Raw genomic sequence first — 13,238 nt, 5'->3', positions numbered from 1 at the left:
TAATTACTCTGACTCTAGTACTTTCGCCCAAATAATATAGAATCCGGTTGAATAGTTATTGTATAGTTGGGAGTGGGCGAGTGGGGGAGCAAGGGGGATGGAAGTATTTTTCTACCTTTTCCCCTATTCTGTAACTGAATCTCCTGAATTGTGAGGACTGAGCTAGTAGGTTGGGTTGAACGGCAGTCTTACCCGAGCTTATCCGTTAGGATAAACCAAACAAAAAAGTTGTGTTGGGTTTCAGATTCTTCAACCCAACCTACACCTAAATCCTCTTTCCTCCTGAATTCTAAATTCTAAATTCTGCCATATCATCCCTTCATAGATATCGCTGACGATCTTTCTACACAATATTCCGACCCCATCAAATCTTCCATAGCAGCAGTTTCAAATTTAATTGGCCTCAACTGCACGGCACAAGCTTTTAACTCTGGTTGCCCAGACTCAGGACAAACTTGAGGATGAGTCAAAGCATTTGCCTCAGCTTGATTTGCCCATAGTGCGCCCCAGTGCATCGGCACAAATACAGTGCCTGGAGTAATAGCTTTAGTCACTTTTGCTGGAAATCTTGCTGCACCTCGTCGCGATTGCACCTCTACCCAATCATTTTCCTCAATCTCTAACTTCTCAGCATCCTTTGGATGAATTTCTATAAAAGGCATCGGGTGCATTTTTGTAATTTTATCAATGCGTCCTGTGCGTGTTTGAGTATGCCAATGACCATATAAGCGCCCTGTTGTCAACACAAAAGGATAATCAAAATTTGGTGGCTCTGCTAAACCTTGAGAGTAAAATGCAGCAAACCGTGCCCTGCCATCAGGAGTATTAAATCGGAAATTAGTATACAGACGTTTCTGAGATACTCCACTACTATCAGGGCAAGGCCACTGGATAGGACCCTTTTCCCGTAGTCGCTCGTAGGTAATATCCGTCTGGTCGCAGGGACGACCGCGTGTCAACTCAAGAAACTCGGCCCTCACTGCTTCCGAGTCAGCAAAATCAAACTGATTTGTAAATCCTAAACGGCGACCCACCTCTGCAAAAATTTCCCAATCTGCTTTTGCTTCTCCCAGAGGATCGCGGAATGCAGAACACAAAGTCACCACTCGCTCCGAGTTTGTCATTGTTCCTGTTTTTTCTCCCCACTGAGCTGCTGGTAATAACAGATGAGCATATTCGGCTGTTTCAGTGGGATAATAAGCATCCTGATAAACAGTAAAAGGCGATCGTAACAAAGCTGCCTTAGTCCGCTCTAAATCTGGCATACTCACCGCTGGATTAGTCGCTGCAATCCACAAACAGCCTAATTCTTGGCGTTCTAAAGCCGTAATCATTTCCCAAGCAGTACGACCAGGAACAGCAGAAATTTGCCCAGGAGTCAATCCCCATAACTTTTCCAAATCAGCCCGATGTTGGGGATTTTTCACCACCCGATAACCAGGCAAAATATGAGCCAATCCTCCTGCTTCCCTACCACCCATAGCATTGGGTTGACCAGTCAGTGAAAACGGTCCTGCACCTGGTTTACCAATATTACCTGTCATCAAATGCAAATTAATCAGAGTCCGGACTTTTGCCGTCCCCTCAGAGGACTGATTCATTCCCATTGACCACAATGATAAAACTTGCTTTGACTCACTCCAATAACGAGCTGCCGTTTCCAACTCATCCAAACGAATACCGCAGTGGCGTGCGACCAGATCGGGTGGGGAATGACGAATCACATCAGTGTATTCAGGAAAACCAGTCGTACATTCATCAATAAACATACCATCGATCGCTCCCCAACGCATGAGTAGATGAGCAATACCATTAAGTAGATCGATATCCGTACCTGGTCGAATAGCCAAATGCAAATCTGCTACTTCTGCTGTTTTAGTACGACGGGGGTCTACCACAATCATTTTCACTTTCTTATTTCTCTTGTGGTGAACCCGCAGACGATTAAATACAATGGGGTGACATTCGGCTGTATTAGTACCGATTAAAAATGCACAGTCCGTTTTTTCTAAATCGTCGTAGCAACAGGGGGGGCCATCGGAACCAAAACTTTGAATATATCCCGATACTGCTGAAGACATACATAGGCGAGAGTTAGCATCAAAGTTATTAGTCCCCAGACATCCTTTGAGTAATTTCTGGGCTACATAATAATCTTCTGTTTGAAACTGACCAGAACCATACATACAAATTGCATCTGGTCCTTGAGTGAAGCGTATAGTTTGAATCCGGTTAACAATCCGATTAAAAGCTTGATCCCAAGTAACGCGACGGAAAGGCTCATCTAGGGTATCGCGCATCATTGGATATTTGAGGCGACTTTTATCCAATGCTTCAGCAACAGTGGCACCTTTTACACAAACTTTGCCTTGACTAGAGGGATGAGAGCGATCGCCGCGTACTTGCCAAATTGGATTACCTTTGCTATCTCGATTTGTTGCTTTTCCAGGAATTGCTGGCGGTAATACATCCAAGCCACAGCCAACTCCACAATAAGGGCAAAGAGTTTTGGTAGATTCCATAGTTTACTTTAAAAATAATTTTTTTGGCAGACTAAGTAATATCATGTCCGGTTGAATAGTTATAAATCGAGAGAGTAGTCAGGATATCCCCCCTAACCCCCCTTGGAAAGGGGGGAACTGGAAGTCCCCCTTTTTAAGGGGGATTTAGGGGGATCGTTGATGTACTTCACGCCTTATGAAAACTATTATGCAAGGAGGAACAAGTTTTTTTTTATCACTAATTATCCGGACATGATATAAGTGAAATTTAAGCGAATATCATTTACACTTATATGCTAAATATTGCACTCAGATGCTAAATAATTTAATTTTGTATTCCAGCAGAAGTTATTCTTCTGGTAAACTTTCCGTTCTTAGAAACCTATGATTATCTATATAAATCTATGATTATCTATAGATAGCCTGTTCTATTCCTGTTTCTATCTGGCAACGTCGGCGTTATCCAGTCCACAGGCTGTCACGGGCGAACTGCCCGCCATAGCTAAATTTAATGCTGCATTCAAGTCTCGGTCGCAGCTAAAATTGCAGTGTTCGCAATTAAAAACACGCTCTGATAACAAAAGAGATTCTTTAACAGTTCCACACCTACTACAGGTTTTAGAACTGGGAAACCATCTATCAACGATGATTAACTCAGAACCATATAATTTACACTTGTATTCTAGCTGTCTACGAAACTCGTATAAACCCATATCAGCAACTGCCTTAGCTAACTTATGATTTGCCATCATTCCTGATACATTCAGGTCTTCTATTACTATTTGACTGTGGTTTTTAGCCAAATAGGTAGTTAGTTTATGTAATGTATCTTTCCTGATATCAGCTACCTTTGTATGTAGCCTCGCTATTTTTAGCTGTGCTTTTTTCCAGTTATTGGAAAACTTGGTTTTATGTCTGTTAAGGTATTGAAGTCGTGAGAGTTTAGCTTCTAAGCTCCTTTTTGATTTCGCCCCTTTCCTTCGGAATGCTTCGCAAACAAAAACTTCACCAGTGGATAAAGTAGCTAGAGATTTTATACCTAAATCAACACCAACTACATCTACTGATTTCTCAGTAATTTGAGTTTCTTTCTCTCTAGAATTGAAACTGATGAACCAACGGTCGGCTTTTCGGCTAATAGTTACAGACTTAGGAGTAATATTATCTGGCAATATTTCGTAAGTTTTCACCCATCCAATTCTTGGTAATTTAATCTGAAACACACCTACTGATATTGAACCATCTAAAGTAAAGCTATCATCTTTACCTTTTTTCTTGAATTTAGGTTGACCAGACACTTTTTTAAAGCAACGCTTCCAAGCTTCTGATAAATACCTTAAAGCATATTGAGGCGCTGTTTTAGAGACTTCATAGTACCAATAGTTATTAGGTTTAACCATTGCTACTAAAAGTTTATGCAGGTCGATAGATGTGGGAAATTTAAGTTTACTCTCAGGATTATTGAAATTGTGATTAAGGATGTTTTTAGTCAACCATAGTCCCCAATTATAAGCATGACGGGCTACACCAGCGTGTTTAGCTAGTAATGTTTTTTGATGGTTATTTGGGCGTAATTCAGTTTTGAATCCTAGTAGCATAAAACAGATAATCCCAGATTTTTATAGATAATACCAGATTTTAGCCAACAGTTACTTACCCTGATTTTTTGCTATTTATAATTAATATAATATAATATTTAATATCTATATTTAAGTTTAATGATAGAGAATTTAATTTTTGTTTATTATTGAATACTTTATGAAAAATTATCTGTCACATTGGATACTTTTTAATAGCTGATTTATAAAGAGTAATATTTGTCATGGAACAAATAATATCATGCCCGTTTGAATACTTATACTATAGTGAGAGAAAAGCAGAGGGTAGAAGGCACTCATGGTGAAGGTTTTTTTTCAATTGTGAGTTAATTCTATACAAGCTCCAATGATACTGGATATGATATAATCATAAAGAGTTTTTACTACAATAGATTTTTTCTTGGTAAGTTTTAGCGAAAATCAAAGTTCACTAATTCCGGCTGAAATAATAATATTATATTCAGTTAAATACTTATAAATAATTAGGATTAAAAAAATTAACAGCGAATTTCGTGGAAGTGAGAGGAAAGGGAAGGTTTGCTTGAGAACGCACTGCTCAAAGCTCGATTTAAGGTATTGCAGTCGTGATAGTAATGATTCTAACTTTTTTTTCGATACAGTTACAAGCCCTTTTCTGAAAGGGAGATAAGGGGTGGGGAGATGGGGACCCACACCTAGCCCCTCCCAGGAGGGGAATAATGGGAGATAGGTATTAGTCTTCAGCAAACATCGAAACAGATTCTAGATTCACTTGTTCTTCATCCTCTTCATCCTTATGGTGTTCGGCAAATGAACCCTCTGGATCTTTCAAGAAGAAAGCACACAGGAACGCCACAATTATTGACATTACACCGAGAAGTTCAAAGAAAATTTTCTTACCAACAGCACCTCCAGGCAATAAACTCAACGTAGTCAGATAAACTACCGCACCTACGTTACCATAAGCACCAACATTACCAGCAATTTGACCTGTCACTCGGTGCTTAATTAAAGGAACTATAGCAAAGGTAGAACCTTCAGCAGCTTGCACAAAGAAAGAACACATCATAGTAAGTACCACAACAAAAGGTAGCCACCAACTTTCAGTTACCTGACCAAATGTTAGATAACCAATTCCCATCCCAGCAGTCAATACTGTCATTGTCAACTTCCGACTACCAAGTTTGTCTGAAATTAAACCACCACCAGGACGAGATGCTAGGTTCATAAAAGCATAGCTAGCTGCAACCATCCCTGCTATGGCTTTATCCAGGCCAAAAGTATTTTCAAAGAAAGCAGGAAGCATAGAAACCACTGCTAACTCAGAACCGAAGTTAACAAAATAAGTAAGTTCTAAAATTGCTACCTGAGAAAACTGATAGCGGTCAGCAGGAGGATAACGCTTCTCACCTGCCATCAATTCTTTATTAGCTGCCCAACAGTTATAAGTTTGGAAAGCGTACAAACCTAAGAGCAATAGCCAGACAATATAAAGTTGACCTTGAGATAAGAAATCCAAATTACTCAAGCGCCAAGCTAGTAAACAAAGAACTCCTGTTAAAGGAAGATTCATCAAAATTAGGAAGATAAAATCTTTCTGGGTTGTAACTTCTAAACCTGTGGCACGCTTTGGCTTTTTATACACCTTACCAGGAGGAGTATCTTGAACATTGAAGAAATAAAACACACCATAAAGCGCAGCTACGATACCCGTCAGAGCGATAGATAGTCGCCAGTTCAATATATCACCGGAACCAAAAGTTAACCAACCAGCTATAGTAGGGAGGGAAAAAGCAGCAGCAGCAGAACCAAAGTTACCCCAACCGCCGTAAATACCTTCTGCCAAACCTATTTCTTTAGGAGGAAACCATTCAGCAACCATGCGGATACCAATAACGAAACCAGCACCGACGATACCTAGTGCCAAACGGCTGATAACTAACTGGTTGAAATTTTGTGCAAGGGCACACCCAATGCAGGGAATAGCTGCATACATTAATAGCACTGAATAAGTAATTCTTGGTCCGTATCTATCTAACAACATTCCGATGATAATTCGGGCAGGTACTGTGAGTGCAAGGTTACAGATCCTAAGAGTGCCCATTTGAGGACCTTCTAAACCAAAATCTTCTTGTATTGTTGTTTCTAATGGGGCTAAGTTAAACCACACAACAAATGATAGAAAGAAAGCAAACCAAGTTAAATGGAGGGTACGGTAACGGCCTCGAAAAGACCAAAGTTCTGTTAACATTATTCTGTTGAATTACAATAATTATTAAGGCTATCTAAGGTAAAAAACAAAGATTAATTTTGCTGACAAGTTAAGTTTAACTAAAAATATGTCAAGTAAATTAGTACCAGAGTCAGGTGTTACTTTCAAGGGAAGGATTCAATTTGTTTCGATCGCATAGTAGGTTGGTAGAAATTACCATTATCAGTGCTATTTCTAGTGCAGGATGGCGGAAATAACTGACCAGTTAAAAAAGGTTCAAAAGCTTGTACAATAACCTTTCTTCCCTTCTGCCTTCTGCTATCCTAGATAACTAAAGCCTCCTGCCTTCTGCCTTTTTGCACTAGCTAGTTCTATGTCTCTAAAATTCTACCTAAACCTACCAAGTATTACCTGAAAGCAAAAACCTATTTAGTTAGCCATGGGTTAACTTGAAGTACACCATTGGGAGTTAGTAGCACTAAATATTCTGCTGTTGGTTTGTTAGTATCAGTAGTGCTAGAGTTAGTCAGTTTAGCTAGAGGAGTTTCTCCAATGTAGTCGGAAGCTGCTTTATTGATATGTTCATAATTGGCAACCATTCCTGCGGAGTTCACAGTAACTCGATAAGCTAAGTTTTCAGAAAAAGTTGGATATTGTTGCCAAGCTTTGTCGATCTGGTTGTACAGCATCGAGTTTAATTTATCAAGAGTATTTGAGTCAGTAATTTTTGGCGCTGCTTGAGTTTCTGGAACTGCCAAAGTTACTTCAGTTTCTGGCATTGTAGCTACTGTATTGACGGCTGAGACTGACTCGGTAGTATCAACAGCGGAAGAAACAACAGAAGTTGATGGAGCAGTAGTAGTTTCTGAGGTGGATATGTTGACTGCAATAGGAGCAGTATCAGTAGTGGATGTAGCAACAACTGTTTCTGCTTCTTGTTCTTGTTCTTGTTGTTGAGCATATTCTGCTAAGGAACCCTGCCAATTATTGACATAAAAACCAGCAAATAGTGTTAAACCGACTACAGATAGAATTTTTATACCTAAAGATTTTGCAGTTTCAGGTGAATTGTTAGAAGTATTAACTGTAGTAGACATTGTTGAGATTCTCCTTATTGTTATTGTGCTTTGAAATGTAATAAATTTTGTCTGTGAGACTAAGTTTGAGAAACGATATTTATGCTTCTCCGGTCTTTATTTGTAAGATTTCTGATAGATTTTTTAGACACCCTAGATTGAAAACTTACCTTGGTTGAGCACCAAAATTTTCAATTAGTAAATTCCGCAAAACAGATTTGAGGTCTTCACAGGGAATACCTTTTTGAACGCAACTACCGAGTTTAGCATCTTTACCAACTGTGCCTCCCATATATAGGTCAACACCCTCAACCATTTTACCATCTTTGCGTGCTTTAGTACCCATCAAACCAATTTCTGCAACCTGTGGCTGTCCACAAGAGTTAGGGCAACCAGTCCAGTGAATGCGTACTGGTTTTGGCATTGACAGTTCAGCTTCGAGTTCCTTTGCCATTGCTAAGGCCCGATTTTTGGTTTCAATGAGAGCAAAGTTACAAAACTGTGCCCCGGTGCATGAAACTAAGGCCCGAGTTAATGCTTGAGGATTAATGGAAAACTTTTCTAGGAGTGATTCCCCAAGGAATGGTTCAATTCTAGACTCAGGAACATTAGGAATAATAACATTTTGTTCTACTGTCAGTCTAATTTCTCCATTGCCATAAACCTCAGCTAGCCGTGCTAGTTCAAACATATTGTCAGCATACAACCTACCTACCGGAATGTGCAACCCAATATAGTTTAAACCTGGTTGTTTTTGTTTGTAAACCCCGATGTGGTCGCGTTTTTCCCAGATAATTTCGTCTTTGGGAGCTTCTGCTTCTAGAATTTGTCCCATCTGTTGCTCAACTTTTGAGCGGAATTTATCTACACCCCACTCATCTATCAGCCACATTAGCCTTGATTTTTGGCGATTTCCTCGGGAGCCATTATCGCGAAATACTTCTAGAATAGCTCGACAGATGGCAACAACTTGACTTGGTTCTACCCAAGCATTAAGGGGGATCGCTGCTGCACAACGTTTAGCGGAGAAAAAGCCACCGACTAAAACGTTAAAGCCAAATTTATCGTTTTTGTAGGCAGGAACAAAAGCAATATCGTTAATTTCGGCATGGATGGAGTTATCACGGCATCCGGCGATCGCTATATTGAATTTCCGTGGTAAATTGGTAAATTCTGGATTGCCTTTGCTGTTGCCTGTAATCATGTCTTGGACTTGCTGCACTAACTCACGAGTATCATACAGTTCATCTGCATCTATTCCAGCAACTGGGGAACCCGTGATATTACGTACATTATCCATGCCTGATTGAACGCTAGTTAAACCTACTTGTTCAAATCGGCGGAAGATGTCTGGGATATCTTCTATTCTAATTCCCCGCAGTTGCAAGTTTTGTCTAGTGGTGATGTCGGCACTGCCGTCTTCGCCGTACCGTTGGACTATTTCTGCCAAGACTCCCATTTGTTGACTGGTGATGAATCCATTTGGCATCCGCATCCGCAACATAAATTTGCCTGGAGTTACTGGCCGGAAGAATACACCTAACCATTTTAGTCTGTGGTCCCGGTCTGTTTTATCTATTGCTTCCCAACCTATATTGGCAAATGTTTCTAGTTCTGTTTTCACTGCCAGACCATCTTTTTCTGCTTTAAATTTCTCAAATTTATTTAGTTTTTCTTGGCGTTCTACTGTGCCAGTCATTTCAGTTATCAGTTATCAGTTATCAGTTATCAGTACCTCTTGTAATAGAGAGGCTACGAAAATACAGAATTATCTTTTTTTATCCCCTTAAAAGAGAAGGCTTGAGACCTTATTTTTTGGTCATCTATATCATCCTCATTTTTGGGCAGTCCCATATATTTTCGGAAAACTAACTATTACAAAGATGCTTTGATTGACTCAGTTACTAATTTTGTTTAGCCGACAACTAGAAAATCAAAATGTTTAAAAATTCTGTATCTGTTGTCACCATCTAAGTCAAATTCTTATTAATTTGTTGTTGACTAATGTAAATGAGTTTTAATTAAATTTTCGTATTCTTTGTTACAAAATATATACTTTTATGAACTTTATGTATTTTTTAAATGCATTTATTGCATTTTATCTGCAAAAGAGATATAGGGACAATGGCTAGTGCCGCTACGCGGAAGTCAAAAGTCAAAAGTCAAAAGTCAAAAGTATTGATTGGTAAGGCTTTTCGGATTTTGTAACTGGTTAGTTATTTCTGCCATCCTGCACTAGTAAATGTTCTATAGAACTCATTTGGTATATTCAAGTATGCGGTATGTGCTTTTTGCTACATTTTGATCCAAGGACCTAGTCAGGAATCCGGAAATCTATTGCAGGATGGCAGAAATAACTGATCAGTGACAAAATCATAAAGCAATTACAACCCACATTCCGCACCACAAAATATGGCGTTGCTGAATACTGGGATGATTTCGGCTGACACGGGGACACGGGGACACGGGGACACGGGGATTATGGTTTCTACTCTCTGACAAAATCATCCCGCAATTATGCAATGCCCAAAATATAGTATAAAAGAAGTAGTCAGGAGTCAGGAGTCACGAGACAGCAATTCTGGAGAAAATCATAGCTGCCGTGATTGAGTAATCATAAGAGCAAGTATTTATGCTTAGTTGTTTACTCAGAATTTGATGAACGAAAAAAGTAATTGAGATGATTTGCATAGTATAAATACCTACTAAGCTGCCGACTTAATATACTACTTTTAATGTTACGAATTGAAGTGCGGAATGTGGGTTAAAATCAAGAAGCTATAAGTCAGTCGTCAGTATCTACTAGACAAAAGTTAAAGATTGTTAAACTGTAAATATACAGCACTTTTTAGGATGCTCAGGCGCACTTTATAGCAGTTAAAGCAAAGGGCGCGGACAGATCAAAAGCTTAAAACTGAGGCAACACAAGGTTTTTCATTCTTATCTATAAAATCTTACTTTTGATTTTTAACTTTTGACTTCCGTGAATGTGAAATAATTTCCTGAAATTACTGTGACATTAAAGTTTCGAGTCTATAAAATCTTACTTTTGACTTATGACTTTTGACTTATGACTTATGTTTAAATATATTTCTCATGGACACTGCTATTTATGGAACCCTAGTTTAGTTAGCTTGCATTTAGTCTCAGATTTTCTGATTGCTATTGCTTACTTCTCTATCCCTCTAATGTTGGTTTACTTTATCCAGCAAAGACAAGATTTACCTTTTCCTTATATATTCTGGCTATTTAGTGCCTTTATAGTTTCTTGTGGGACAACTCATCTGATGGATGTGTGGACTTTATGGCATACCACTTACTGGTTTTCAGGAACTTTGAAGGTTATAACTGCCATAATTTCATTGTTTACAGTTTTTGAACTCCGTATTATTATACCTCAAGCTCTAGCATTGCCTAGTCCAACAGAACTAGAAAAAGCAAATCAGGAACTACAGAAACAAATAGTAGAACGCCAGCGTATAGAAACTCAATTACGAGAAAGCGAAGTTAAATTTTATGCTGCTGCGGAAGCAAGTTTAGATAGCTTATTTATATTTAATAGTCTGCGGGATGAAACTGGACGTATTGTTGATTTTATTTTTGCAGAGTTAAACTCCCGCGCCGAACAACTCATTTCTATGCCTAAATCAGAAGTATTGGGACAAAGACTGTCTGAACTAATTCCTATTAACGATACCGGAAATTTCTTGGAAAAATACCTTCAGGTTGTGGAAATGGGTAAAGTTTTCAAAGAAGAGTTTTCCACAAATATCTTTACCTCCAATATCTCCTGGTTGCAACAGATGGTAGTTCCTCTAGCAGATGGTATTGCTATTACTGCTAGAGATATCACTGAACGCAAACAGATGGAAAATATATTGCAAGAAAGAGAAGAACGTTTCCGTCTAGCTTTTGATCGTGCACCTATTGGTATTGCCCTGGTATCAACAGATGGAAGTTTTATCCGGGTTAACTATGCTTTGTGTGCAATGCTGGGTTACAGTGAACTTGAATTGATACAGTTAGCTTTTCAAGAAATTACTCATCCTGAAGATCTAGCTACCGATCTTATTTTTGTGCAGCAACTCTTAGAGGGCAAAATAGACTTCTACAATATAGAGAAACGATATATTAATCAGAAAGATAATATTATCTGGACAACTTTGAGTGTTTCTCTAGTAAAAGATCCATTAGGTGAACCTCTATATTTCATTTATCAAATTCAAAATATTACTCCTCGCAAGCAAAATGAAGCTGAACAGCAAAGACTCATTACTCAGCTAAAAATCAGTAACCAAGAACTAGAAGATTTTGCTTATGTAGCTTCCCACGACTTGCAGGAACCACTGCGGAAAATTCAGATCTTTGGCGATCGCCTCAAAGCTAAATATGGGAAAGTGTTAGATGAAAAAGGGCTAGACTATATACACAGAATGCAGAGTGCTGCCAACAGGATGCAAACTCTCATTAGAGATTTATTAAACTTCTCCCGTATTACTACCAAAGCGCAACCCTATGTACCTGTAACCCTTTCTCAAATAGTAGCAGAAGTTATTGACGACTTGGAAAACTGCATTGAACAAACAAAAGCTCAGGTGGAAGTCGGAGAGTTACCGACTATTCAGGCTGACTCAATACAAATGCGACAATTGTTCCAAAACTTAATCAGCAATGCACTTAAGTTTCATCTACCAGAAAATCGCCCCATTGTCAAGGTAGAAGCAATTTTACAGTGGGAAACTAATCAAGTTCAAATTATGGTATCTGACAATGGAATAGGTTTTGAGGAAAAATATTTAAACCGAATATTTACACCTTTCCAACGCCTGCATAGCAAGCAACAATATCAGGGCACTGGTATAGGACTGGCAATATGTCGTAAAATAGTAGAGAGACACAATGGTAATATTACTGCTCGTAGTATCCCCAATCAAGGAACTACTTTTGTGATTACTTTGCCCATGGAACAAAGTGTAGATAAGCAAAAGGAGCATATCTAAGTAGTCGTGTAATATCATGTCCGGTTGAACAGTTATAAATAAATAACGACTTAGGAGTCAGGAGTCAACCCACCCCTCGCCCCTCCCCCTCCCAACCCACCCCTAGCCCCTCCCCCTCCCAACCCACCCCTAGCCCCTCCCAGGAGGGGAGGGGAAGTCAGGAGTCAGGAGGGAAGAAAGAAGAAGGAAGAAGGAAGAAGAATAACTGGAGTTGAAGGAGAAAGTTTTTGATCACGCTCTTATCCGGACATGATATAAAAATAACTTGAACATTTTTTTGATGGAAGCTATATTTCACAATTTATCCCAGATAAAATTTGTACAACTTATATCATGTCCGTTTGAATAATTAGACTTTGGTGGAAGGAAGGCAGGAGGCAGGAGGCAGGAGGCAGAAGGTTTTCTCAAGAGTGTCACCTTAATTTTATACACAAACGATGCTACCGGACATGATATTATTCTTACATGGCTCCTAAGAAGATATTTATACTTCTTATCAATTAGAAATTAGTTCATTTATTGTCAAACCAGTAACATTTGAAGGATTAATAACAGTTATTCAAAGTTTGAGTAGATATTGGTTTGAAATTGTTGAACTTCCTGCTAGAGAAATTTGAATTTACTGGGGCAAATTTTTGCTCTAGTATTTCTTGGAAAAATTGTGTGTATTATATAAAATCCGGTTATACGTTATATCAAATCCTTTTAATTCGGTATAAAAACATTTTTTATCTTCACCATTACCAAATCTTTATAAATTTTTTCCCTCCTGATATCATGTCCGGTAGCATCGGAGCGTGTATAAAATTAAGGTGACACTCTTGAGAAAACCTTCTGCCTCCTGCCTTCCCCTCCTGGGAGGGGTTAGGGGT

At 38.9% G+C, this 13,238-nt stretch carries 6 protein-coding genes; 1 reads left to right on the top strand and 5 read right to left on the bottom strand.

Annotated elements, in window-relative coordinates:
• Positions 1-311: 311 nt before the first annotated feature.
• The 5 genes from F6K54_RS27935 to F6K54_RS27915 form a co-directional block, all read right to left on the bottom strand.
• The gene (locus F6K54_RS27935) at positions 312-2,522 is read right to left on the bottom strand and encodes a molybdopterin oxidoreductase family protein (RefSeq protein ID WP_293084961.1); all 2,211 of its coding nucleotides are present in this window, start codon (positions 2,520-2,522) and stop codon (positions 312-314) included.
• A 419-nt stretch (positions 2,523-2,941) separates the two neighbouring features.
• Entirely contained in the window at positions 2,942-4,099 is a 1,158-nt protein-coding gene (locus F6K54_RS27930) for an RNA-guided endonuclease TnpB family protein (RefSeq protein ID WP_293084958.1), read from the bottom strand.
• A 712-nt stretch (positions 4,100-4,811) separates the two neighbouring features.
• Complete coding sequence (locus tag F6K54_RS27925; protein ID WP_293084955.1) at positions 4,812-6,329, bottom strand: MFS transporter; 1,518 nt, start codon at positions 6,327-6,329, stop codon at positions 4,812-4,814.
• 386 nt (positions 6,330-6,715) lie between these two features.
• Positions 6,716-7,387, bottom strand: a complete 672-nt coding sequence (locus F6K54_RS27920) for a hypothetical protein (RefSeq protein ID WP_293084952.1) — start codon at positions 7,385-7,387, stop codon at positions 6,716-6,718.
• A gap of 145 nt (positions 7,388-7,532) precedes the next feature.
• Positions 7,533-9,065 carry a ferredoxin--nitrite reductase gene (locus F6K54_RS27915; protein WP_293084949.1) on the bottom strand — a complete coding sequence of 511 codons (1,533 nt, stop codon included), beginning with the start codon at positions 9,063-9,065 and terminating at the stop codon, positions 7,533-7,535.
• Between the two features lie 1,378 nt (positions 9,066-10,443).
• On the opposite strand from F6K54_RS27915, the gene F6K54_RS27910 reads away from it, so the two are divergent.
• Positions 10,444-12,366 carry a PAS domain S-box protein gene (locus tag F6K54_RS27910; protein ID WP_293084947.1) on the top strand — a complete coding sequence of 641 codons (1,923 nt, stop codon included), beginning with the start codon at positions 10,444-10,446 and terminating at the stop codon, positions 12,364-12,366.
• Positions 12,367-13,238: the final 872 nt, after the last annotated feature.

This window comes from Okeania sp. SIO3B5, from assembly GCF_010692555.1.
Lineage (GTDB): Bacteria > Cyanobacteriota > Cyanobacteriia > Cyanobacteriales > Microcoleaceae > Okeania.
The sequence above is the reverse complement of the archived record's forward strand: the minus strand, read 5'-3'. Positions and strand labels throughout refer to the sequence as shown.